Annotated in this window: 20 protein-coding genes; 9 read left to right on the top strand and 11 right to left on the bottom strand. The window is 54.8% G+C overall.

Features of this window, described 5'->3' with window-relative positions:
* Positions 1-15 precede the first annotated feature (15 nt).
* From ftsL to mraZ, 3 genes are read right to left on the bottom strand one after another with little or no spacing between them, the layout of a single operon-like run.
* Positions 16-336 carry a cell division protein FtsL gene (gene ftsL, locus M495_RS03100; protein ID WP_012005204.1) on the bottom strand — a complete coding sequence of 107 codons (321 nt, stop codon included), beginning with the start codon at positions 334-336 and terminating at the stop codon, positions 16-18.
* Positions 333-1,274, bottom strand: coding sequence for a 16S rRNA (cytosine(1402)-N(4))-methyltransferase RsmH (gene rsmH / locus M495_RS03095; RefSeq protein WP_020825204.1), 942 nt, complete (start codon positions 1,272-1,274; stop codon positions 333-335). Before rsmH ends, ftsL begins: the two co-directional genes overlap by 4 nt.
* Positions 1,275-1,276: 2 nt before the next feature.
* Positions 1,277-1,735 (bottom strand): division/cell wall cluster transcriptional repressor MraZ, encoded by a 459-nt coding sequence (gene mraZ, locus M495_RS03090; RefSeq protein WP_041414198.1) that lies wholly within the window; start codon positions 1,733-1,735, stop codon positions 1,277-1,279.
* A gap of 869 nt (positions 1,736-2,604) precedes the next feature.
* Here mraZ and M495_RS03085 point away from each other — a divergent pair.
* Positions 2,605-3,045: an L-alanine exporter AlaE gene (locus M495_RS03085; protein WP_020825202.1), complete on the top strand. Its 441-nt coding sequence runs from the start codon at positions 2,605-2,607 to the stop codon at positions 3,043-3,045.
* Positions 3,046-3,091: 46 nt separating this feature from the next.
* On the opposite strand, the gene cra is transcribed toward M495_RS03085, so the two are convergent.
* The 5 genes from cra to leuO all read right to left on the bottom strand — a co-directional run bounded on the left by cra (position 3,092) and on the right by leuO (position 10,061).
* A complete protein-coding gene (gene cra / locus M495_RS03080) occupies positions 3,092-4,096 on the bottom strand; it encodes a catabolite repressor/activator (RefSeq protein ID WP_020825201.1) in 1,005 nt (334 codons plus the stop codon).
* A 216-nt stretch (positions 4,097-4,312) separates the two neighbouring features.
* Positions 4,313-4,804 (bottom strand): acetolactate synthase small subunit, encoded by a 492-nt coding sequence (gene ilvN, locus M495_RS03075; RefSeq protein ID WP_004932806.1) that lies wholly within the window; start codon positions 4,802-4,804, stop codon positions 4,313-4,315.
* A gap of 2 nt (positions 4,805-4,806) precedes the next feature.
* Complete coding sequence (ilvI, locus tag M495_RS03070; protein ID WP_041414196.1) at positions 4,807-6,525, bottom strand: acetolactate synthase 3 large subunit; 1,719 nt, start codon at positions 6,523-6,525, stop codon at positions 4,807-4,809.
* Positions 6,526-6,847: 322 nt separating this feature from the next.
* Positions 6,848-8,650 (bottom strand): AMP-dependent synthetase/ligase, encoded by a 1,803-nt coding sequence (locus M495_RS03065; RefSeq protein ID WP_041414194.1) that lies wholly within the window; start codon positions 8,648-8,650, stop codon positions 6,848-6,850.
* Positions 8,651-9,113: 463 nt separating this feature from the next.
* A complete protein-coding gene (gene leuO, locus M495_RS03060) occupies positions 9,114-10,061 on the bottom strand; it encodes a transcriptional regulator LeuO (protein WP_020825198.1) in 948 nt (315 codons plus the stop codon).
* Positions 10,062-10,747: 686 nt separating this feature from the next.
* Here leuO and leuL point away from each other — a divergent pair.
* From leuL to leuD, 5 genes are all read left to right on the top strand, one after another.
* The gene (gene leuL / locus M495_RS26190) at positions 10,748-10,831 is read left to right on the top strand and encodes a leu operon leader peptide (protein WP_104410921.1); all 84 of its coding nucleotides are present in this window, start codon (positions 10,748-10,750) and stop codon (positions 10,829-10,831) included.
* Between the two features lie 89 nt (positions 10,832-10,920).
* Positions 10,921-12,495 carry a 2-isopropylmalate synthase gene (gene leuA / locus M495_RS03055; RefSeq protein ID WP_020825197.1) on the top strand — a complete coding sequence of 525 codons (1,575 nt, stop codon included), beginning with the start codon at positions 10,921-10,923 and terminating at the stop codon, positions 12,493-12,495.
* 2 nt (positions 12,496-12,497) lie between these two features.
* Complete coding sequence (gene leuB / locus M495_RS03050) at positions 12,498-13,589, top strand: 3-isopropylmalate dehydrogenase (RefSeq protein WP_041414192.1); 1,092 nt, start codon at positions 12,498-12,500, stop codon at positions 13,587-13,589.
* A 1-nt stretch (position 13,590) separates the two neighbouring features.
* The gene (gene leuC, locus M495_RS03045; protein ID WP_020825195.1) at positions 13,591-14,991 is read left to right on the top strand and encodes a 3-isopropylmalate dehydratase large subunit; all 1,401 of its coding nucleotides are present in this window, start codon (positions 13,591-13,593) and stop codon (positions 14,989-14,991) included.
* 9 nt (positions 14,992-15,000) lie between these two features.
* Positions 15,001-15,603: a 3-isopropylmalate dehydratase small subunit gene (gene leuD, locus M495_RS03040; RefSeq protein WP_020825194.1), complete on the top strand. Its 603-nt coding sequence runs from the start codon at positions 15,001-15,003 to the stop codon at positions 15,601-15,603.
* Positions 15,604-15,737: 134 nt separating this feature from the next.
* Here the strand turns inward: leuD and M495_RS03035 are convergent, their stop codons facing one another.
* From M495_RS03035 to sgrT, 3 genes are all read right to left on the bottom strand, one after another.
* On the bottom strand, positions 15,738-17,210 hold the full coding sequence (locus M495_RS03035) for a DASS family sodium-coupled anion symporter (protein ID WP_020825193.1): 1,473 nt from the start codon (positions 17,208-17,210) through the stop codon (positions 15,738-15,740).
* Positions 17,211-17,351: 141 nt separating this feature from the next.
* Positions 17,352-18,557: a sugar efflux transporter gene (locus M495_RS03030; RefSeq protein ID WP_020825192.1), complete on the bottom strand. Its 1,206-nt coding sequence runs from the start codon at positions 18,555-18,557 to the stop codon at positions 17,352-17,354.
* 159 nt (positions 18,558-18,716) lie between these two features.
* Positions 18,717-18,890 carry a glucose uptake inhibitor SgrT gene (gene sgrT, locus M495_RS24795; protein WP_020825191.1) on the bottom strand — a complete coding sequence of 58 codons (174 nt, stop codon included), beginning with the start codon at positions 18,888-18,890 and terminating at the stop codon, positions 18,717-18,719.
* Between the two features lie 90 nt (positions 18,891-18,980).
* Between sgrT and sgrR the strand changes: the two genes are divergently transcribed.
* The 3 genes from sgrR to thiP all read left to right on the top strand — a co-directional run bounded on the left by sgrR (position 18,981) and on the right by thiP (position 23,603).
* On the top strand, positions 18,981-20,642 hold the full coding sequence (gene sgrR, locus M495_RS03025; RefSeq protein WP_020825190.1) for an HTH-type transcriptional regulator SgrR: 1,662 nt from the start codon (positions 18,981-18,983) through the stop codon (positions 20,640-20,642).
* A 394-nt stretch (positions 20,643-21,036) separates the two neighbouring features.
* A complete protein-coding gene (gene thiB / locus M495_RS03020; protein WP_020825189.1) occupies positions 21,037-22,023 on the top strand; it encodes a thiamine ABC transporter substrate binding subunit in 987 nt (328 codons plus the stop codon).
* Positions 21,999-23,603, top strand: coding sequence for a thiamine/thiamine pyrophosphate ABC transporter permease ThiP (gene thiP / locus M495_RS03015; RefSeq protein ID WP_020825188.1), 1,605 nt, complete (start codon positions 21,999-22,001; stop codon positions 23,601-23,603). The genes thiB and thiP overlap by 25 nt, the downstream gene beginning before the upstream one ends.
* The last annotated feature ends 86 nt before the right edge of the window (positions 23,604-23,689 follow it).

The following is a 23,689-nucleotide window of genomic DNA, read 5'->3' as shown; positions in this document are numbered from 1 at the left end:
TTTCAGTTAAACCATTCATTGTTTAACGATGATATTTTCCTGAGATGGATCAACATGTTGCATCTGCAGTTTTTCCGTTGCGATGCGTTCTACCCGACTGTGATCCCCAAGGGCATTCTCTTCAAGAATCAGGTTGCGCCACTCAATGTCCAGGGCGTCTCTCTCAAGAACCAACTGCTCGCGCTCGGCAGTCAGCAAGCGGGTGCGGTGCGCGGTGGTCACGACGAAAACCGCAGACACCAACGAAGCAATCAGCAAAATCAGTGGGATCTTGGCGTTACGCAGCAAATCGCCGCCAATCACGCCGACCAGACCGTGGCGTTCGTTGCCAATCACACCGGCATCCTCTCGGCAATACGCAGCACTGAGCTACGTGCACGTGGGTTTTCCGCCACCTCAGCATCCCCAGGCATCATCTTGCCCAGCGCTTTCAGCGTGCGTCCGCCCATACTGCGCAGTTGCTCTTCCGTCAGCGGGATACCAGCCGGCACCTGAGCGCCGCGGCTATGGTGACGCATGAAGCGTTTAACAATGCGGTCTTCCAGCGAGTGGAAACTGATGATCGACAGACGGCCCTGCGGGGCCAGCACTTCCAGCGCGCCGTCCAGCGCACGTTCGATCTCTTCCAATTCGCTGTTGATGTAGATACGGATCGCCTGGAAGCTGCGGGTTGCCGGGTGCTTGTGCTTATCCCGGAACGGGCTGGCGTTGGCGATCAAGTCCGCCAGCTCTTTGGTACGGGTCATCGGCTCGACGAGATTTCTTTCTACGATGGCGCGAGCGATACGCTTGGCAAAACGCTCTTCGCCGAAGGTTTTCAGCACCCAGGCGATGTCGTCTGCTTCCGCTTTCATCAGCCACTCGGAGGCTGACTGACCGCTTGAGGAGTCCATGCGCATGTCCAGTGGACCGTCCCGCATGAAGGAGAAACCGCGTTCCGCGTCATCCAACTGCGGTGAAGAAACCCCCAGATCGAGCAAGATGCCATCAATCTTCCCTACTAATTCGCGTTCCCGCACATAGTGCGACAACTCTGAAAATGGGCCGTGTACGATGCTAAAACGAGGGTCATCAATAGACTTGGCGGCTGCAATCGCCTGTGGGTCGCGGTCAATTGCCAACAAACGTCCTTCCGGCCCAAGCTGGGACAGAATCAGACGCGAATGGCCACCGCGGCCAAAAGTACCGTCGATATAGATGCCGTTACTGCGAATGTTGAGGCCGTTAACCGCCTCATCCAACAGTACGGTAGTGTGTTTATAGTTTTCCAACATGCTTATAGCGACAAGTCCTGTAGCCGCTCAGACAACGGTTCCTGAGTCGACTGTTCTGCGTCAATATCATCCTTGACTTGTTGATACCAGGTCTGTTCATCCCACAGTTCAAACTTGTTGAACTGCCCGACCAGCATCACTTCTTTGGTAAGCCCGGCGTGCTGACGTAGCGTAGTGGCTAACAGCAAACGGCCGGCGCTGTCCATCTGACACTCACTGGCATGACCCAACAGCAGGCGCTGAACGCGACGCTCGGCGGGATTCATACTCGACAGACGGGATAACTTTTGTTCAATAACTTCCCATTCGGGCAGTGGGTAGAGCAGCAGGCAGGGCTGGTGGAGGTCAATGGTGCAAACCATTTGGCCTTGCGATTGCTCGTTCAGCAAATCCCGATATCGGGTGGGTACGGCAAGCCGCCCTTTGCTGTCGAGGTTAACCATCGTTGCTCCACGGAACATACCTGAGTTACCCCTTCACGACCGTTTTCACCACTTTACCCCACAAATTCCCACATAATGGAGTTTACGGAGGGTATGAAAACCTTGTCAAGCCAGAGCGCCAGCGCTTTGGCAATATTTCTTCAGTCATTTTGGGAGCTGACTCGCGAAAGGAACGCTATTTATTAGATGATTAAAAATTAACATCATGATAAACGGGGAGAATTTTCTAAGCGGAAAGAACCTGATTAAAAACCTGACAAATTGGCGATTAATTAAGTCAATACTTCCTTCTGCAATCGATGTCTCATTTTTCAGCTCGGCAATCACATCGCAGTAACCGAGCGCGAGCCGCGCCAGACAAGGCTCGGCGTTAACTCGCCCTACAAACGAAATACGGCGTAAGCCATTGAGTTAATAACGTACAACGGTTATTCATCCTCAAGTCGGGCGCTATTTTACTTCAATTAAAGTGCCGCTGATAAGCCAGATGGGAAAATAAATTACTCGGATATTACGAGGCGAGTTAATTTCGATTCAAATCAATTTAGTAAGATTACTCCCAAAATACCTGTTTACAATTATGGTTTCATTTCCTTACATGTTTAATGACCACAATTTTTACTGTGGAAAACAGCCTTATCGTCAGAAATTATGCAACCCATTGTTTTAATTGAATAGTTAGAAATAGTCCATTTTTAATCCCTTCGCGCCACATTCTGCCGTCTGTCCTCAGCACAAAAACCACCCAACGCCGCCAAATAAAAATATTAAGCTACTTATCCGACACCAGCTGGCAATGTAAACTACAAATGAAAGAAAAAACCAGAATTAACAACTATAAAAAATAAATTTAACAGAACATTAACCAACACTCCGGAGATTGCACCATGCTCTCGCCTGCCACTCACTGGCGCAGTGCCGCCGCCGATACCTTTGCTCTGGTGGTGTATTGCTTCATCGCCGGTATGGCAATAGAAATTCTGGTCTCCGGCATGAGCTTTCAACAATCGCTCTCGTCCCGCTTGCTGTCGATTCCGGTGAATATCCTGATCGCCTGGCCCTACGGGCGCTATCGGGACCTGTTCATCCGCATCGCCAGGCGTGCTGATCGATACCCCTTTTTATTGCGTAACCTTGCCGATCTGCTGGCCTATGTCAGTTTCCAATCGCCGGTTTATGCCGCGATCCTGTGGAGCGTCGGTGCCGACGGGCAGCAGATCATAACGGCCGTGGCCAGCAATGCTGTGGTATCGATGGCGATGGGTGTGGTGTACGGATATTTTCTCGAATACTGCAGAAGGCTGTTCAGGGTAACAGGCTACGTATAACGGGGAGTTTGAAACAGGAGCGCAGCTAAGCGCCCCTGCTATAGGATTATTTTCGGCTCAGACTGCCGCGGCGGAACAGATTGCGGCGAATGCGCGTCAGACCCGGTTTAGGTTTACGCGGCTCATCCAGACTGGCCAGCACCAGCTCCAATACGCGTTCGGCCACGTCACGGTGACGCTGCGCAACCGCCAGCACCGGGCACTCAAGGAAGTCCAGCAGCTCATGATCGCCGAAGGTGGCGATCGCCAGATCGGTCGGTAAGCGGCCACGCTGCTTCAAGGTCACGTCCATCACCCCTTGCAGCAAAGAGAATGAGGTGGTGAACAGCGCCTGTGGCATCGGATGGGTTTTCAGCCATTCGGCAAACAGCACGCCTGCAGCCTCGCGCTCATAGCTATTGGCATACAGATAATCGACATGACGCTCGTCATCCTGCCAGGCCTGACGGAAGCCCTGTTCACGCAGGAAGCTGACGGAAAGCTCCGGCAATGCCCCCAGATACAGCACAGACTCCGCCGGGAAGGTACGCAGTTCCTGCGCCAGCGCGAAGGAGTCCTCCTGGTCGGCACCCACTACGCTGATGAAATGCTCACGATCCAGCGCACGGTCCAGGGCAATAATCGGCAGCGGATCGTTGGCCCAACGCTGATAGAATGGATGCTCCGGCGGCAAAGCGGTGGAAACGATGAGTGCATCGACCTGACGTTGCAGCAGATGTTCGATGCAGCGCATTTCGTTATCCGGCTGATCTTCCGAACAGGCAATCAACAGCTGGTAGCCGCGTTGGCGCGCCTGACGCTCCAGATAGTTGGCAATCCGGGTGTAGCTGGTGTTTTCCAGATCCGGGATCACCAGACCGATAGAGCGCGTTCGCCCGGCGCGCAGCCCTGCCGCGACGGCATTTGGGTGATAGTTGTGCTCCCTGACCACGGCCATCACTTTCTCGACGGTTTTATCGCTGACACGATACTGCTTCGCCTTGCCGTTGATGACATAACTGGCCGTAGTGCGCGAAACGCCCGCGAGACGCGCGATTTCATCCAGTTTCACGTTAACCCCTTAATGACGCTGAAAATAGAAGTGAAAACCATGCCCGGATTAACCATCGCATCCTGTGCGGTTATTCAATCCAGCCTCTGCGATCTAACAGCAGAAAACTCTGCCTAGCAACCGCTTTTGCCGAAAGGTGCCAGCAAACGGGCAAAAAACGCCGAAAAACAAAGGGCGCAGCCTGGCCGCGCCCTCAGATTACGCCAATCTCATCCCTCAGCGCATGATTTTATCGCCGCGCGATACGCCGACCACACCGGAACGCGCCACTTCAACAATTTCGGCCACTTCACGCACCGCACTCAGGAACGCATCCAGCTTATCGCTGGTGCCGGCCAGTTGCACGGTGTACAGCGTAGCGGTAACGTCAACGATCTGGCCGCGGAAAATATCGGCACAACGCTTCACTTCCTCACGCCCGTAACCGCTGGCCTGCAGCTTCACCAACATAATTTCGCGCTCGACGTGTGCGCCCTGCACCAATTCGCTGACGCGGAGCACGTCCACCAGCTTATGCAATTGCTTTTCGATCTGCTCCAGCACCTTCTCATCGCCGACGGTTTGGATCGTCATACGCGACAGCGTAGGGTCGTCGGTCGGCGCGACCGTCAGGCTTTCGATGTTGTAACCACGCTGAGAGAACAAACCCACCACACGCGATAACGCACCGGATTCGTTTTCCAGCAAGACAGATAAAATTCGGCGCATGATCAGGTCCTCTCCGTTTTGCTTAACCACATTTCGTCCATGCTTCCACCGCGGATCTGCATTGGGTAAACATGTTCGGTCTCATCGACGGTCACATCGACAAATACCAGGCGCTCTTTTTCGGCCAGCGCCTGCGCCAGTTTGCTTTCCAGTTCATCCGGCGTACGAATGGCGATGCCCACATGACCGTAAGCCTCCGCCAGCTTGACGAAGTCCGGTAGGGAATCCATATAAGACTGGGAGTGACGACCAGAGTAGATCATGTCCTGCCACTGCTTCACCATCCCCAGATAGCGGTTATTAAGGTTCACTACGATCACCGGCAGGTTGTACTGCAATGCGGTGGAAAGCTCCTGGATATTCATCTGGATACTGCCGTCGCCGGTCACGCACACCACGGTTTCATCAGGCAATGCCAGCTTGACGCCCAGCGCGGCAGGCAAACCAAAGCCCATGGTGCCCAGCCCGCCGGAGTTGATCCAACGGCGTGGTTTGTCGAACGGGTAGTAGAGTGCGGCGAACATCTGGTGCTGGCCAACATCGGAGGTGACGTAAGCGTCGCCCTTGGTCAACCGATGCAGGGTTTCAATCACGGCCTGCGGCTTGATGGTGCCGCTGTTTTTGTCGTAGCCCAGGCAGTCGCGCGCACGCCACTGTTCAATAGACTGCCACCAATCGCGCAGCGCATCGTGATCCTGCGTTTTGTCTTCCTGCGCCAACAATTCCAGCATCTGGGTCAACACCTGCTTGGCATCACCGACGATCGGGATATCGGCATCAACCGTCTTGGAGATTGAGGTAGGGTCGATATCGATATGCAGTACGGTGGCATCCGGGCAATATTTCGCCAGGTTGTTGGTGGTACGGTCGTCAAAGCGCACGCCAACGGCAAAGATCACGTCAGAGTGATGCATGGTTTTGTTGGCTTCGTAAGTCCCGTGCATACCGAGCATACCGACGCTCTGGCGGTGCGTGCCGGGAAACGCGCCCAATCCCATCAGGGTACAGGTAACCGGTAAATTCAGTTTTTCCGCCAGCTCCAGCAGTTCACCGTCACAGGCCGAATTAATCGCGCCACCGCCGACGTACATAACGGGCTTCTTGGCCGAAAGGATAGTTTGCAATGCGCGTTTAATCTGCCCGCGGTGGCCCTGCACCGTCGGGTTATAGGAGCGCATGCTCACTTCCTGCGGGTAGGCATAAGGCATTCTTACTGCCGGGCCAACGATGTCTTTCGGCAGATCAATCACCACCGGACCTGGGCGACCGGTAGAAGCCAGGTAGAAAGCTTTCTTCAAAATACCGGGAATATCTTCGGTGCGCTTCACCAGGAAACTGTGTTTGACCACCGGGCGAGAAATCCCGACCATGTCGCACTCCTGGAAGGCATCGTAACCAATCAGCGAACTGGGAACCTGCCCGGAAAGCACCACCATCGGGATGGAGTCCATATAGGCTGTCGCAATGCCGGTGATCGCGTTGGTCGCTCCCGGCCCTGAGGTCACCAGAACCACCCCGACTTCACCGGTGGCGCGCGCATAGCCATCGGCCATATGCACGGCACCCTGCTCATGGCGCACCAATATGTGATCGATGCCTCCGACCGTATGCAGGGCATCGTAAATATCGAGTACCGCCCCGCCCGGATATCCGAATACGTGCTTAACGCCCTGATCGATCAACGATCGGACGACCATCTCGGCTCCTGACAACATCTCCATGGGTTTGCCTCCAGGCTTACTTATTCTTGTCTGGCGCCGGAACGTAGCGCCTGCTGTGGGGCATTGCCCCAAAGTTTTTGTGGATTGGTTCTAACTGATTAACATAACGTCAGAATATTGGGCAGGCAAACAGCAAAAAGGCTTGGTAATGGAATGGTTATTGCCAAGCGGCTGGAGATCAGGTGTTTACAGAAACAATGCACTAGCCGCCAGCGGCTCGGGCTAGGCATTGTTTCAATCAGGCGAGGAATTACAGAACTATATCAGGCAAGGATTATGCTGTTTTTTTCGCCGAACAATCCGTCCGGAGACAATCGCTGATCTAATCCTGGTACATGGAGTCAATTTCACGCTGATAGCGCTGTGAAATGACCTTACGACGTAGCTTCAACGTTGGCGTCAGCTCACCCAACTCCATCGAAAAAGCGGCAGGCAACAAGGTAAATCTTTTTACCTGTTCAAAGCGCGCCAGCTCTTTTTGCATCTCACGCAGGCGGCTTTCAAACATTTCCAGAATATGGCTGTGACGCAACAGCTCGATCCGATCCTGATACTTCAGATTGATTGATTTCGCATACTCTTCCAGAGATTCAAAGCTGGGCACGATCAGCGCGGAAACGAATTTACGCGCATCGGCGATGATCGCCACCTGCTCGATAAAGCGATCCTGCGCCAGCGTGCCTTCCAACATCTGCGGAGCTATGTACTTGCCACCAGAGGTTTTCATCAAATCCTTCAGACGTTCGGTGATAAACAGGTTGCCACCTTCATCCATGGCGCCGGCATCGCCGGTCTTCAACCAGCCATCCTCGGTAAAGGAGGCGGCGGTTTCCAGCGGTTTATTGAAATAGCCGCGCATCACCACCGGCCCACGCACCTGAATTTCATTCTCCTCGCCGATACGCACTTCAACCCCCGGCAAGGGCTTGCCAATCGAGCCAAAGCGGAAATTGCCCTCTTCCCAACAGGAGACGGTGGCGCAGGTTTCGGTCATGCCATAGCCGTATTTGATGTTAACGCCCATCGCCTGGAAAAACAGGATGACATTGTCGTCCAGTTTGGCGCCCGCGGCCGGCAAGAAGCGTACACGCCCGCCGAGGATACCGCGCAGCTTGCTCAGCACCAGTTTATCGGCCCAGCGATGAGAAAGATCGAACAGCTTGCCCAATGGCTTGCCGGCGCGCTCCTGCAGGAACTTGCGCTCACCGCAAACAATCGCCCAATGGAACAATGCCCGACGCAGCCAAGGCGCACGCGCGACCTTTTCATGCACTGCGCTGAAGATTTTTTCGTAAAAGCGCGGCACCGCGCACATCAGCGTCGGACGCACCGCCGCCATGGCTTCGCGCACCCAATCGGTATTCGGCAAGAACACGTTTTGCGCGCCAGAGTGCATGATGAAGAAGCTCCAGGCCCGTTCAAACACGTGTGACATCGGCAGGAAACTGAGAGACACATCCTCTTCATTCACCGTCAGCCGCTCATCATGCAGATAAAGCTGTGCAGCCAGGTTGCGATAATCCAGCATCACACCCTTGGGTTCGCCGGTGGTGCCGGAGGTATAGATCAGCGTGAAGAGATCCCGCAGATCGCAATCGGTTATGCGTTGCTGCAATTGGGATGAGAACGCCGCTACGTCGACTTCACGTTCAAAGGTGCTCAGGTGTTGGGCAATCTCACAACCATGCAGGTCGACGCTGTCATCAAATACAATAATGTGGCTCAGTTGCGGGCACACACCGCGCAGCGCGATGGCGGCATCCAATTGAGCCTGCTCGCCGACAAACAGAATACGGATATCGGCGTCATTGATGATAAAAGCCGCTTGGGCCGGCGTGTTTGTGGCATACAGCGGCACGCTCACACCCCGTAATTGCAGAATGGCCAAATCCGCCAGCGACCAGGCCATGCAGTTATTGGCAAAAATCGCGATACGTTCCTGCACGTCGGCACCCAATGCCAACAGCGCACTGGCGATGAGATTGATATGCGTATCGACCTGCTTCCAGGTCATTTGGGTCTCCCCCTGGGGAGACCATTGGCGAAAAGCAGTGCGATCGGCACGGTGAGAAATTTGGTGCTGTATACGGTGAGTCAAATGGTATTGCAGCAGATTATTGATCATAGCGCTCTAAGCCTGAAATGAATCAAACAGTTAGCGAAGTGTGGGATAACCTCTCCTCACAACTCAGCTTACACGTGTTTACTTTTTTTCGCGCAGTCTACCTACTCTCAGACAACGGGAAAAGAGATTTCAGCGTAGAAGTGTGAGCCAAAACTCAGGTTGATTACACCGCGTCTCACCGTTGGACAAAAAGGGGAGGAAAAGGTTTTATCCAGGCCACAAAATGCAAGACCGAAAAGCCCATCCTGGCACAGAGATAAAAACTAAATATAATTAAAATTGCAGGATATAATTTTATATTGATTTTTTTAATGTGCCAATCTGACAAATTTCGAAAGGAGTTAATGCAGAGTGGGAAAATAAAGATAAATCTTAGTTAATCCCAAGGTAATTCCTAGTAAATCGACAGTACAAATCACCCCCAATAAGAAATCATCATCTCGGGGGTAATTGGTAAGCTGATTTACTCTGGTGTATCAGGCTGGCCAAGCACGATTTTCATCCACTGATGCCCCTTATCACGTTCTGCAGATTCATGCCAAGCAAGGTAACAGGTAGCCTTATTTTCATTCCAGGGCAGCGAAATAAGCTGCAATTGCAATGCGTCAGCCTGCTGCCGGGCCAACCAGGCTGGAACAATAGCAATTGTGTTAGTATTGGAAACGATATTCAACACGCTATATAAATCTGTACATTGCTGAGTGACGAGGCGTTGCATCGACTCTTCTATATAGTAAGGTTTACTGAAAGAGTAAAAACTCTCTAATGAAACTACTGCATGCGGCTCTGCCATAATCTGTTTCGGCGTAATTTCGCCTTTAATTCTAGGATGTTTCTTGGCAGCAACCAACACCAGCTCATCGTCAAAAAGCGCCACGCGTTTAAACTCGGAGCATTCAAAGTTGATATAACCGATGACGAACTCGACCTCTTGATAACGCAATTGATTATCGATGTTATTGCTTATATAAGATTTTATTTTTAGATGAGTCTGTGGCGCAATTTCCTTTAAATGGTTGACTATTGACGCCCCCAAACGTAAATCAAGCGGACTACAAATTGCGATAGAGAAAACGCGCTCACTGGTAAAGGGCTCGAACTCCGCGCCCGGTAACTCATTTTGCACCAGTTGCAATGCCTGCCTGACCGGACCGAACAGCTGTTTCGCCCGTATTGTAGGTTGAATGCCGCGCCCACAGCGTACAAACAGCTCATCGTTAAACATCAGTTTCAAACGTGCGACGGCATTGCTCACCGCCGGTTGCGACATCCCCAAAATCCCCGCCGCTCGGGTAATATTCTGCATCTGCATAACCGCATCAAATACCGTGAGCAAATTCAGATCGACGCTGCGTAAATGAATATCACCAGCGTCTTTATCAACAACAATTTCCGAATTAAATTCCGACATATCCCACTCCACTAAGTCCTGTGTAGATAATTCATCAAACCTAACTAAAACAACGAAATCGCAGTCTTAATTACGCAAGAAAGAATTAGTCATATCTCAGCCGCCAGTTTAAGCCGGGCTCGAGCATCGTCCTATGTACCAACATGGTTTAAAGCCAAAATTCAGTTTTCATTACGTTATCTTCATCGACAGCATAAAATCTTCTGACATCCTTTTAATGACTTTCATAACAAGCCGTCGTTCTCCATTACTGGTGTCCCACCAGACAGTATTCGAAAGCATACGTCATCCAATAACCAACCTGTTACCTTTGGGTATCTGTTAACTTTACTAACGATTTTAAAAAACACACTCCTCTTATAAGGTATGAATGCTAAAAATACAGAATCCGCCATTTTTAATTTTGGCAAACACGGCTTCGTGATTTTTGCATTTTTAATTTTAACGCAATGACAGTCAGAAGCAATTGCAGGGATATATATTCATTTCATTTATGCTAACTGGGCCGCAAACCCGCCCTCAATTTTTCTCTGACAATGTCATTTTTCTCCGAACTATCGTCTGTTTCTCAGAGTGCGCTAATCGGGCTCTAAAGGAGTACCCTCATTTTCAATCAGGTGTTGACATAGTTAAGCCAATAACGTATCAAATTAGGCAACGACATTCATTTAGAGAGTTGAACCGCTATGAACCACACTTACCGTCTACTAGGCCTACTACTTAACGCATCTTGTTTGCGCGGTATGCCGGTGGACGGAGTTCAGAGCTGATTCAGCCCACCCTCATAACAAACCCGCGCTACTGCGCGGGTTTTTTTTTACCCGCTTAGCGTGAAATAAACACGATAAGGAACCACCCGATGAGCCAACAAGTCATTATTTTCGATACAACTTTGCGTGATGGCGAGCAAGCGCTGCAGGCCAGCCTGAGCGTGAAAGAGAAGATTCAGATAGCGATGGCGCTGGAGAGAATGGGTGTCGACGTCATGGAAGTAGGCTTCCCTGTCTCCTCACCGGGTGATTTCGAATCCGTGCAAACCATCGCTCGCCAGATTAAAAACAGCCGTGTCTGTGGCCTGGCACGTTGCGTAGATAAAGACATCGACGTCGCGGCCGAAGCATTGCGCGTCGCCGAAGCGTTCCGCATTCACGTGTTCCTGGCCACCTCGACCCTGCATATTGAATCAAAACTGAAGCGCTCGTTCGACGAAGTGCTGGAGATGGCAATACGCTCGGTGAAGCGCGCCCGTAACTACACTGACGACGTAGAATTCTCCTGCGAAGACGCCGGCCGTACGCCAATCGATAACCTGTGTCGCGTGGTGGAAGCCGCTATCAATGCCGGCGCGACCACCATCAATATCCCAGACACCGTGGGCTACACCACCCCGAACCAGTTTGGCGGTATTATCACCACCCTGTATGACCGCGTACCGAATATCGATAAAGCCATTATCTCCGTCCACTGCCACGACGATCTGGGCATGGCGGTCGGCAACTCCATCGCCGCCGTACAGGCTGGCGCCCGCCAGGTTGAAGGGACCTTGAACGGTATCGGTGAACGCGCAGGCAACACCTCGTTGGAAGAAGTGATCATGGCGATCAAAGTGCGCCAGGACATCATGAACGTGCACACCAACATCAATCATCAGGAAATCTTCCGTACCAGCCAGATTGTCAGCCAGTTGTGCAACATGCCGATCCCGGCCAACAAAGCGATCGTCGGTTCCAATGCTTTTGCCCACTCTTCCGGTATTCACCAAGACGGCGTGCTGAAAAATCGCGAAAACTACGAAATCATGTCCCCGCAGACCATAGGTCTGAAGGATGTACAGTTGAACCTGACTTCCCGTTCCGGTCGCGCTGCGGTGAAACACCGTATGGAAGAGATGGGCTATAAGGAACAGGACTACAACCTGGACAATCTGTACGCTGCCTTCCTGAAGCTGGCCGACAAAAAAGGCCAGGTGTTCGATTACGACCTGGAAGCGCTGGCCTTCATTAATAAGCAGCAGGAAGAACCAGAGCACTTCAGCCTGGATTACTTCAGCGTGCAGTCAGGCAGCAGCATTATGGCCACCGCCTCAGTGAAACTGGTCTGCGGCGAAGAAGAGAAAGCCGAAGCGGCCACCGGCAATGGCCCGGTTGATGCGGTTTATCAGGCAATCAACCGTATTACCGGTTACCCGATCGAACTGGTGAAATATCAATTAACCGCCAAGGGCCAGGGGCGCGATGCGCTGGGCCAGGTTGATATCGTGGTGTCGTACAACGGCCGCCGCTTCCATGGCGTAGGTCTGGCGACCGACATCGTGGAATCCTCCGCCAAGGCGATGGTTCACGTACTGAATAATATTTGGCGCTCCCAGCAGGTAGAAAAAGAAAAGCAGCGTCTGCAGCAAAACAAACATCAAAATAATCAGGAAACGGTGTGAACATGACGAAGACCTACCACATTGCCGTCTTGCCCGGAGACGGAATCGGCCCGGAAGTAATGGCCCAAGCGCGTAAAGTGTTGAACGCAGTGCGTCAGCGCTTTGATATCCGCATCACCGAAGCCGAGTACGACGTCGGTGGTATTGCCATCGATCGTCATGGCAGTCCGCTGCCACAGGCAACCCTCGCCGGTTGCGAGCAAGCCGACGCCATCCTGTTCGGTTCAGTAGGTGGCCCGAAATGGGAACACTTGCCGCCGGCAGAACAGCCTGAACGCGGTGCCTTGCTGCCCTTGCGCAAGCACTTCAAACTGTTCAGCAACCTGCGCCCTGCTCGCCTGTATCAAGGGTTGGAAGAGTTCTGCCCGCTGCGGGCCGACATCGCCGCCCGCGGTTTCGATATTCTGTGCGTGCGTGAACTGACCGGTGGTATCTACTTCGGCCAGCCGAAAGGCCGTGAAGGCCAGGGTATGCAGGAGCGCGCTTTCGACACCGAGGTCTATCATCGCTTCGAGATCGAACGCATTGCGCGCATCGCCTTCGAATCTGCCCGCAAGCGCCGCAATAAAGTGACCTCGATTGATAAAGCCAACGTATTGCAGAGCTCGATTCTGTGGCGCGAAGTGGTCAATCAGGTCGCCAAGGATTACCCAGATGTGTCGCTGTCGCATATGTATATCGACAACGCCACCATGCAGTTGATCAAAGACCCGTCGCAGTTCGACGTGCTGCTGTGTTCCAACCTGTTCGGCGATATCCTGTCCGACGAGTGCGCAATGATTACCGGGTCGATGGGCATGCTGCCGTCCGCCAGCCTGAACGAGCAAGGCTTCGGTTTATACGAGCCCGCAGGCGGTTCTGCACCGGACATCGCGGGTAAAGGCATCGCCAACCCAATCGCCCAGATCCTGTCCGCCACCCTGCTGCTGCGTTACAGCCTGGGTGCCACTGAAGCAGCGGATGCCGTAGAACGCGCAATCAACCAGGCGCTGGAACAGGGTTACCGCACCGCCGATCTGGCAGGTACCGGTAAAGCCATCAGCACCGATGAAATGGGTGACATCATCGCCCGCTTTGTAGCTCAGGGGGCATAACATGGCCAAGACCTTATATCAGAAGCTGTACGATGCCCACGTGGTGTACGAAGCGCCGAACGAAACGCCGCTGTTGTATATCGACCGCCATCTGGTGCACGAAGTCACTTCGCCACAGGCATTTGACGGTCTGCGCGCCATGGGCCGCAAGGTGCGCCAACCTGGCAAAACCTTCGCCACTATGGACCACAACGTCTCGACCCAAACCAAAGACATCAACGCCAGCGGCGAGATGGCGCGTATTCAAATGCAGGAGCTGATCAAGAACTGTGCTGAATTCGGCGTCTCGCTGTATGACCTGAACCACCCTTTCCAGGGCATCGTACACGTCATCGGCCCTGAGCAGGGCATGACGCTGCCGGGCATGACCATCGTCTGCGGCGACTCTCATACCGCGACGCATGGAGCCTTCGGCTCGCTGGCCTTCGGTATCGGTACCTCGGAAGTGGAACATGTGCTGGCTACCCAAACCCTGAAACAGGGTCGCGCCAAAACCATGAAGATTGAAGTCACCGGTGATGCCGCCGAAGGCATTACTGCCAAGGACATCGTGCTGGCGATCATCGGCAAAACCGGCAGCGCCGGCGGTACCGGTCACGTCGTGGAATTCTGTGGTAAAGCGATTGAAGCGCTGAGCATGGAAGGCCGCATGACCCTGTGCAACATGGCGATCGAAATGGGCGCCAAAGCCGGGTTAGTGGCTCCGGACGACATCACCTTTGAATACCTGAAAGGCCGTCAGTTTGCCCCAACCGGTAACAACTGGGAACAGGCCGTCGCCTACTGGCGCACCATGAAGTCAGATGACGACGCCAAATTTGATACCGTAGTGACCTTGCGCGCCGAAGACATCGCGCCACAGGTTACCTGGGGTACCAACCCAGGGCAGGTTATTGCCGTTAATCAGGCAATCCCGGCGCCGGAATCGTTCAGCGATCCGGTTGAACGTGCCTCGGCAGAAAAAGCGTTGGCCTATATGGACCTCAAACCGGGCATCAAGCTGACCGAAGTGCCGATCGACAAAGTGTTTATCGGCTCTTGTACCAACTCACGTATCGAAGATTTGCGTGCGGCTGCGGCAATCGCCAAAGGCCGCAAGGTTGCCAATGGCGTACAGGCGATCGTGGTGCCGGGCTCCGGCCCGGTGAAAGCTCAAGCGGAAGCGGAAGGCCTGGATCAAATTTTTATTGAAGCCGGTTTCGAATGGCGTCTGCCGGGCTGCTCAATGTGCCTGGCGATGAACAACGATCGTCTGAACCCTGGCGAGCGCTGTGCCTCCACCAGCAACCGTAACTTCGAAGGGCGTCAGGGCCGCGGTGGACGTACTCACCTGGTCAGCCCGGCGATGGCAGCGGCGGCGGCCGTTGCCGGTCATTTCGCCGATATCCGTGATATTCACTAAGGGGCTAACGTGTCTAAATTTACTCAACATATTGGTTTGGTCGTGCCTCTGGACGCGGCTAACGTCGACACCGACGCCATCATTCCAAAACAGTTTTTACAGAAAGTGACGCGTACCGGCTTCGGCCAGCACCTGTTTAACGACTGGCGCTTCCTCGACGACGCTGGCCAGCAGCCAAACCCTGAGTTCGTGCTGAACAAGCCGCGCTACAAGGGTGCCAGCATCCTGCTGGCGCGCGAAAACTTTGGCTGTGGCTCCTCACGCGAGCACGCTCCGTGGGCACTGACCGATTACGGTTTTAAAGTGGTGATTGCGCCAAGCTTCGCCGATATCTTCTACGGCAACTCGTTCAACAACCAGCTGCTGCCGGTCACGCTGAGCGAACAACAGGTTGATGAACTGTTCAAGCTGGTTGCCGACAACGAAGGAGTCGAATTCGTGGTCGATTTGGAGAATCAGACGGTCAATGCCGGCGGCAAAAGCTACCCGTTTGAGATCGACAGCTTCCGTCGCCACTGCATGATTAACGGATTGGACAGCATCGGCCTGACGCTGCAACACGAAGCGGATATTTCACGCTACGAGGCGCAGCAGCCCGCGTTTCTGAACTGATCAGCGGCTAATACCCTAAATAATTGGAGCTGCGGCAAGGCGGCAAGTAAGTAAATCCCCTGGAGCTTAGTGAACTAAGTGACAGGGGTGCGCTTACGCAGCCAACACCGCAGCAGCTTCAAGTATGACGGGTATCACCAGTAACCCAGCCACTTCCACCAGGCCCCACCAATTAACATCCAAATCAGCAGGTTAATCACGCTCATCACAAAACCGGCTTTCCACCATTCGCCCAGCGTCACATAGCCGGAACCGAAAATGATCGGCGCCGTCCCGGTACCATAGTGGGTCAGTGACATCATCAGAGAAGACGAAAACGCCAGGATCAGGCCCAACAGCGCCGGTGGCGCCCCGAGCGCAACGCCAGCGGCAAAGAAGGCGGCAAACATGGCGGTGACGTGTGCGGTGGTGCTGGCAAAGAAGTAGTGCGAATACAGATAGATGATGGTTAACAGCACGGTGCCGCCCACCCAGCTCATCCCCATATGATCAATACCGCTGCCCACGGTCTGCGACAGCCAACTAATCAACCCCAACTTGCCGAGGAAACTGGCCATCATCACCAACGCAGAGAACCACACCACCGTATCCCAGGCCCCTTTGTGCTTCAAAACGTCTTCCCAACTCAGCACGCCGGTCGCCAACAGCACCGCCAGGCCAATCAGCGCGGCCGTGGTGGGGTTAACCGCCAGCGCCGGGCCGAAGATCATCGCCGGAATGCCGGCCCATAGCACGAGCAACAGAGCAAACACAGCCAGGGTGATTTTCTCCGGCAAGGTGATTGGCCCCAAAGCCTGTAGCTTGTCGCGGGCGAAGCGCGGCGCGTCCGGGGTACTTTTCACCTCCGGCGGATACAACAGATAAATGACCAGCGGCATAACGATCAACGAACACACGCCCGGCACCAGAGCGGCAATTGCCCACATTGACCAGGAGAGTTCGAAGTTGCCGTGCGTCCCCTTGGCGATCAGGCTGACGATCAGCGGGTTAGGCGCAGTCGCGGTGATAAACATCGCCGACGTGATGGGGTTGATGTTGTAATTCACCAGCGACAGATAGCGGCCAATTTTGCCTGAGGTATTCAGATCGGGCCGCGAGCCGAAGCTGTCGGCGATTGACTTCATGATCGGATGGATAATCCCGCCGCCTCGGGCGGTATTGCTTGGGGTGACTGGCGCCAGGGTGGTTTCCGCCAGCGTCAATGCATAGGCGATCCCCAGCGTCTTCTTACCGAACAACGAAATAAAGTAGTAGCCAATGCGCGCGCCCAGCCCGGTTTTGTTCAGGCTAAGGGAGATCATGATCGAAAAACCGATCAACCAAATCAACTGGTTGGAGAACCCGCTGAGTGCATCATTGAGCGCCGCGCCCGGTTTGCCGGGGTTAGTGACACCGGTTACGGCCACCAGTGCGATGGCCACTATCGAAACCGCACCAATCGGCATTGCCTTGCCGATGATGGCGATGATAGTGCCGATAAACAGCGCCAGCAGATGCCAGGCATTGGGCGCAACCCCTTCGGGAACCGGGATCACAAACCAGATAAGCAGAGCGACGACGACGGCACACAGGGAAGGGACAGGTTTGAGCGGTGTTAGTTTATCCATAACATACCCACTTTTCTAAACGGATCGGCATCTCAGCAGCAAGATGGGCGGGAGCACAGCGATCGGGCTCCGGTTTCGTTTAGCTTGGGCCGTTGGCGTAATGTTCTCAATGACATGCGTCAATGTTGACGACGTTTAAACTCACACTTCTCGCACGCGAACGCTCATCCATAACGCCGCCACCGCCAGCAGTGCCGCCAGCCAATACACCGCGTAATGACCCAGGTTTTCCACCAACGCGCCCTGCAGCACCCCGGCCAGGATCACCCCGGTAGAAATACTGTTGGTAAACAGCGTTGTCGCCGCACCGGGCCGCCCTGGCATCAGGTCCTGGAAATAGAGCATGCCAATACCGGCGATAATGCCGATAAAGATGGCATTGAACAGCTGTAATACCATCAGCGCCAGCTTGAATTTAAACACCACCAGCCCGGCATAAAACAGGATGCCTGCCACCACGGCGAACAGCATCATATTGCGTTTGCCGAAGCGCTTGACGTAATAACCGGCCAGCAGCATCGCCGGGATCTCCAGCCCGGCCGCCGTGCCCATCAGCAGTCCCGCCAGGTTCTCCGGCAGGCCCAGATCGGCGGTGATATACAGCGGCATGTCGATGATGTACATGGTATTGCAGGTCCACATCAGCACCGAGGCGATAAACAACCGCCTGACATCCGGGTTCCGCCAGGCGCTGACTGGGGCAATCGGTGCCGAAGGCGCTGCGATTAGCGTATCGGCAGGTTCTACCGGCGCGACACGCGGCACCGAAGGCAGCGTAAACCACACCAGTAATGCACAAATTGCAAAGGTCGCCGCGGCAATAACGAACATCACCGTAAAGCCGTAATTCAACGCCAGCGTAAACGAAAGCGGCGGGCCAATCACCCAGGCCAACGACAGCTGCGCACGCATGACCGAGCTGAACATCACCACTTCACGTGCCGAGCTGTCAGCATATTCCCGCGCCAGTGCGAAAATCTGTGGCATGGCGGTGTTGGCAATTGCCGACAACAGCACCCCGGCCGTAATCAGCGTCAAATAGTCGCGGTTGAAGGCAAAAAGCAGGCAGTTGCCGACCGCCATCAGGCAGCACACCAGGATCAGCTTGCGTCGATCGCCGCGCGTGTCCGAACGTTTGGCCAGCAGAAAACTGACCGCGATGCCGACAATGGCGTTAACGGTATAGAACAGCCCCACCCACAGCGGCCGGACCTTAACCTCGGTGGTTAAAAACAGGCTCAGGGTCGGCGCCAATAGCGCTCCGGCAATACCGGAAAGGAAAGCAATCAGCAGGAAAGCGGCAAAGACGGGATTAAAGCGGCGTGGCAGCCAATGCAGTCGTTTCATATCTTCGTCTCAGGCCCTTAATGCGGAAGACAGAACCTTAGGCCAAGGGGAAAAAATTGCAAGAATATCCCCACAGCCCACAATAAAAAAACCAGTGGGTATGACCCCACTGGCTGGTGAACAGCACCATTACTCAGAAACACTTTCGCTACCGAAGCCTCAGAGGTGCTCGCGGTATTGCTTGTCCGTCATTGACGCGATATCCCATTGGGTCAGGTGGGCCAACATCTCCAGCCGCGCCTGTTCAGGTACCAGTCCCAACCAGTCCGCGTGCTGCCGGCGTACTGCGCTGAAGTAGCGCTGATAGAACTGTTTTGACAAGAAAACTTTCATCCGTCGCCCTCCCCCTTTCATTGTGGAAAATTATCGGCGTAATATAGGGAAAGATAAATTGATGGGTTACCGCCGGAGCCTTCCTCTTTTATGTCCACTTCCAGATTGCAACAGCAGTTCATTCGCCTGTGGCAGCGCTGCCATGGCGAACCGACCGAAACCACGTTACAAGAGCTGGCCGAAGTGCTCAGTTGCTCGCGCCGCCACGTGCGTTCGTTACTGGGCGCCATGCAGCAGCAGGGCTGGCTGACCTGGCAGGCAGAATCGGGGCGCGGCAAGCGTTCGCAACTGACCTTTCACTATACCGGTCTGGCGCTGCAGCAGCAGCGTGCCGAGGAGTTGCTGGAGCAGGATCGTATCGATCAGCTGGTGCAACTGGTCGGCGATAAAAATGTGGTGCGGCAGATGCTGCTGTCCCAACTGGGCCGCAGCTTTCGTCAGGGTAAACATATCCTGCGCGTGCTCTATTACCGGCAACTGTACAATCTGTTGCCAGGCTCGGCGCTGCGCCGCTCGGAAACCCATTTGGCGAGACAAATTTTCAGCGGCCTGACGCGGATAAATGAGGAAAACGGGGAACTGGAATCCGATCTTTCTCATCACTGGCAAGCTTTAACGCCATTGCATTGGCGCTTTTATTTACGCCCGGCCATTCATTTCCACCATGGGCGCGAGCTGGAAATGGAAGATGTCATCAGTTCGCTCAGCCGGTTGATGCCACAACCGCTGTTCTCCCATATCGAACGCGTGACGTCGCCGACGCCCTACGTGATTGACGTACATCTGCACAGCCCCGATTACTGGCTGCCTTGGCTGCTGGGCAGCGTGCACGCCATGATATTGCCGCGCGAGTGGCAGAGCCTGCCGGAGTTCTCGCGCCATCCGGTCGGTACCGGCCCCTATAGCGTGGTGCGCAATCACCGCAGCCAGATGAAAATTCACGCCTTTGATGATTACTTTGGCTATCGCGCACTGATCGACGAGGTCAATATCTGGGTGCTGCCAGAGGTAACCGAAGAACTGGTACACTCCGGCGTACAGCTCCAGGCGGACGATACCGGGAAAAACGAGCTGGAAAGCCGACTGGAAGAAGGCTGCTATTTTCTGCTATTCGATCAGCGCTCTCCGCTGGCGGCCGATCCGGTCATCCGCAGCTGGTTATGCGAACTGATCAACCCTATTTCGCTCCTGAGCAACGCCGGCCCTGTTTATCAACGCTATTGGTCACCGGCCTACGGCATTTTGCCGCGCTGGCACCACAATCGCGCGCTGGCATTGCAGCCCAAACCGGCCGGATTGACCGAACTGACCCTGACCTACTACAGCGAACATTCGGAGTTCCACGCCATTCAGCAGGCCATCGAGCCGCTGCTGGCGCAGCACGGCATTAAGCTGAATATTCAGATTGTCGATTACGCTACCTGGCATAAAGGCGACGCGAACACCGATTTGTGGCTCGGCAGCGCCAACTTTTACCTGCCGCTGGAGTTCTCACTGTTCGCCACCCTGTATGAACTGCCGCTGATGCAGCACTGCATGAGTGAGGACTTGTCCGAAGATGCGGCGCGGTGGCGCGCCAATGCCCTGCCGCTGGCGGATTTTTGCCAACGTCTGGTCAGCGGCCATCAATTGCATCCTCTGTTCCACCACTGGCTGCAACTGCATGGCCAGCGCAGCATGCGCGGCGTGCGAATGAACACTCTGGGTTGGTTTGATTTCAAATCCGCCTGGTTTGCGCCGCCGGAAGCATAAGCACCTTTCACCGGCGCCCGTTAGTCTTTACAATGGCGCCGTCTCAACGGGGTGCGAAAAACGATTTATTGCTGAGATATACCCAAAATAATTGACGTTGCAGGTAGGCGGCAACCGAGCGACAAATCGGTCGGGAACCGATTTGAACAGCGCTTGCGTTGGCCCGAAGGGCGAGCCTCATGGACGAGGCTCATAAATCCCCAAGAACATAGAACTCCTATGTGACTGGGGTGAGAGAGAGAAGCCAACACCGCTGCAACTTCAAGTATGAAGGGGATAAACCCGTCGAACCTGATCCGGTCAATACCGGCGGAGGGATTTGAGCCCAGCGATCCGGCATCAGCCGCTTGCCCCCTCAGATACCCTTGCCCCCCTAAATTTTCAGGAGTGCAAAGTGGTCAAAAAAAGCCTGCCCTTGTTACTGTTGCTGTGCGCCGCACCGGTGTTCGCCAAGCCCACGCTGACGGTCTACACCTACGATTCCTTCGCCGCTGACTGGGGCCCTGGCCCGGCGGTCAAAAAAGCCTTTGAGGCCCAATGTGATTGCGAGCTGAAATTTGTCGCGCTGGAAGACGGTGTCTCACTGCTTAACCGCCTGCGCATGGAAGGCAAAAACAGCGCCGCCGACGTGGTGCTGGGGCTGGACAACAACCTGCTGCAGGCGGCGCAGCAAACTGGGCTATTCGCGCCAAGCGACGTCGACAGCAGCAAATTGAACGTACCGGGCGGCTGGCAAGACAAAACCTTCGTCCCCTATGACTACGGCTACTTTGCCTTCGTTTACAACAAAGAAAAGCTGAAGAACCCGCCCAAAAGCCTGCATGAGCTGGTCGAGAGCAGCCAGAACTGGAAAGTGATCTATGAGGATCCGCGTACCAGTACCCCAGGTTTGGGTCTGCTGCTGTGGATGCAGAAAGTGTATGGCGATCAGGCACCGGCAGCCTGGCAGAAGCTGGCGAAGAAAACCGTCACCGTGACCAAGGGCTGGAGCGAAGCCTATGGCCTGTTCCTGAAAGGCGAAGGCGATTTGGTGCTTAGCTACACCACCTCCCCGGCCTACCATCTGATTGAAGAAAAAAAAGACAGCTATGCCGCTGCCAACTTCAGTGAAGGCCATTATCTGCAGGTGGAAGTGTCGGGCAAACTCAAGGCCAGCAAGCAACCTGAGTTGGCGGAACGCTTTATGCAATTTATGGTATCCCCGGCGTTCCAAAACGCCATTCCTACCGGCAACTGGATGTACCCGGTGATCAAGACCTCACTGCCGGCCGGATTTGACCAAATGACCGTCCCGCAGACCGCACTGCAGTACAGCGCAGAAGATGTAACCAAACAACGCAGCAACTGGATCCGGGCATGGCAAACCGCCGTCAGCCACTGATCCCGCGTTGGCTATGGCCGGGGCTGCTGGCCGCCGGCCTGATCCTGACCATCGCCGTGCTGGCGATGGGGTCGCTGTGGCGGCACGCGCCGGACAGCGATTGGCGTGGTATATGGCAAGACAGCTACCTGTGGCACGTAGTGCGCTTCACGTTTTGGCAGGCCCTGCTGTCCGCGCTGATCTCGGTGCTACCCGCGATCCTGCTGGCTCGGGCGCTCTATCGCCGCCGTTTCCCCGGTCGTCAGTTACTGCTGCGGCTCTGCGCCATGACGCTGGTGCTGCCGGTGCTGGTGGCGGTATTCGGCCTGCTCAGCGTATATGGCCGCCAGGGCTGGTTGGCAATGCTGTGTGGCTGGCTGGGCATTAACTACAGTTTCACGCCTTATGGTCTGCAGGGCATCCTGCTGGCGCACATGTTCTTCAACCTGCCGTTGGCGACACGTCTGCTGCTGCAGGCGCTGGAAAACATTCCGGTTGAACAGCGCCAATTGGCAGCCCAGCTCGGCATGAGCGGTTGGCAGCAGTTTCGCTTTGTCGAGTGGCCGGCGCTGCGCCGTCAAATCCTGCCGAGCGGCGCGCTGATCTTTATGCTGTGCTTCGCCAGCTTCGCCACCGTACTGTCGCTGGGAGGTGGGCCGCAGGCAACCACCATCGAACTGGCCATCTATCAGGCGCTCAGTTACGACTACGATCTCAGCCGCGCCGCGCTGCTGGCGCTGATCCAACTGGCATGCTGCCTGGGGCTGGTGATCTTCAGCCAGCGCCTGAGCCAGGCGCTGCCGGTCGGCAATACCCATGCCACTATCTGGCGTAATCCGGAAGACAGCCTGTGGCGACGCATCAGTGACTTTTTGCTGATTGCCGCCGCGTTGCTGCTGCTGTTGCCCCCACTGCTGGCGGTGATCGCCGACGGCGCCAATCAAACGATGGTTAGCGTCCTGCAGCAACAGGTGTTGTGGCAGGCATTGTTCACTTCGTTACGCATCGCTCTGGGGGCGGGCGTACTTTGTGTCGTGCTGACCATGATGCTGCTGTGGAGCAGCCGTGAGCTGAAGCTGCAACAGAGACTGCGTTGGGGGCACGCGCTGGAGTTGAGCGGTATGGTGATCCTGGCGATGCCGGGCATTGTGCTGGCCACCGGTTTCTTCCTGCTGTTGAGCGACACCGTGGGGCTGCCACAGTCGCCGTACGCGCTGGTGATCCTCACCAATGCGTTGATGGCAGTGCCCTATGCGCTAAAAGTGTTGGAAAACCCCATGCGCGACCTGGCCGAACGTTATAATCCGCTGTGCCTGTCGCTGGATATTCAGGGCTGGCAGCGGCTACGCTGGATTGAGCTGAAAGCGCTGCGCCGCCCGTTGGCCCAGGCGCTGGCCTTCGCCTGCGTACTGTCGATCGGCGATTTCGGCGTGGTGGCACTGTTTGGCAACGAACATTTCCGCACCCTGCCTTTTTACCTGTACCAGCAGATCGGCGCCTACCGCAGCAATGACGGCGCGGTCACCGCGCTGCTGTTGCTGTTGCTGTGCTTCCTGCTGTTTACCCTGATCGAACGCTTACCGGGCCGCTCTGACCGATAGATTTCAAGCTGCAGCAAGGCGGCGACTGAGCGCATTCCCAGGAGCTTAGTTCCCTAAGTGACTGGGATAAGTGAAGAAAGCCAACA

Source organism: Serratia liquefaciens ATCC 27592 (genome assembly GCF_000422085.1).
Taxonomy (GTDB): Bacteria; Pseudomonadota; Gammaproteobacteria; order Enterobacterales; family Enterobacteriaceae; genus Serratia; species Serratia liquefaciens.
The sequence above is the reverse complement of the archived record's forward strand: the minus strand, read 5'-3'. Positions and strand labels throughout refer to the sequence as shown.

Bases quoted from the DNA above. Each gene is read 5' to 3' on its own strand.
- rsmH (WP_020825204.1), bottom strand. From the start codon at position 1,274: ATGTTGGAAAACTATAAACACACTACCGTACTGTTGGATGAGGCGGTT.
- mraZ (WP_041414198.1), bottom strand. From the start codon at position 1,735: ATGTTCCGTGGAGCAACGATGGTTAACCTCGACAGCAAAGGGCGGCTT.
- M495_RS03085 (WP_020825202.1), top strand. From the start codon at position 2,605: ATGCTCTCGCCTGCCACTCACTGGCGCAGTGCCGCCGCCGATACCTTT.
- ilvN (WP_004932806.1), bottom strand. From the start codon at position 4,804: ATGCGCCGAATTTTATCTGTCTTGCTGGAAAACGAATCCGGTGCGTTA.
- ilvI (WP_041414196.1), bottom strand. From the start codon at position 6,525: ATGGAGATGTTGTCAGGAGCCGAGATGGTCGTCCGATCGTTGATCGAT.
- M495_RS03065 (WP_041414194.1), bottom strand. From the start codon at position 8,650: ATGATCAATAATCTGCTGCAATACCATTTGACTCACCGTATACAGCAC.
- leuO (WP_020825198.1), bottom strand. From the start codon at position 10,061: ATGTCGGAATTTAATTCGGAAATTGTTGTTGATAAAGACGCTGGTGAT.
- leuL (WP_104410921.1), top strand. From the start codon at position 10,748: ATGAACCACACTTACCGTCTACTAGGCCTACTACTTAACGCATCTTGT.
- leuA (WP_020825197.1), top strand. From the start codon at position 10,921: ATGAGCCAACAAGTCATTATTTTCGATACAACTTTGCGTGATGGCGAG.
- leuB (WP_041414192.1), top strand. From the start codon at position 12,498: ATGACGAAGACCTACCACATTGCCGTCTTGCCCGGAGACGGAATCGGC.
- leuC (WP_020825195.1), top strand. From the start codon at position 13,591: ATGGCCAAGACCTTATATCAGAAGCTGTACGATGCCCACGTGGTGTAC.
- M495_RS03035 (WP_020825193.1), bottom strand. From the start codon at position 17,210: ATGGATAAACTAACACCGCTCAAACCTGTCCCTTCCCTGTGTGCCGTC.
- M495_RS03030 (WP_020825192.1), bottom strand. From the start codon at position 18,557: ATGAAACGACTGCATTGGCTGCCACGCCGCTTTAATCCCGTCTTTGCC.
- sgrT (WP_020825191.1), bottom strand. From the start codon at position 18,890: ATGAAAGTTTTCTTGTCAAAACAGTTCTATCAGCGCTACTTCAGCGCA.
- sgrR (WP_020825190.1), top strand. From the start codon at position 18,981: ATGTCCACTTCCAGATTGCAACAGCAGTTCATTCGCCTGTGGCAGCGC.
- thiP (WP_020825188.1), top strand. From the start codon at position 21,999: ATGGCAAACCGCCGTCAGCCACTGATCCCGCGTTGGCTATGGCCGGGG.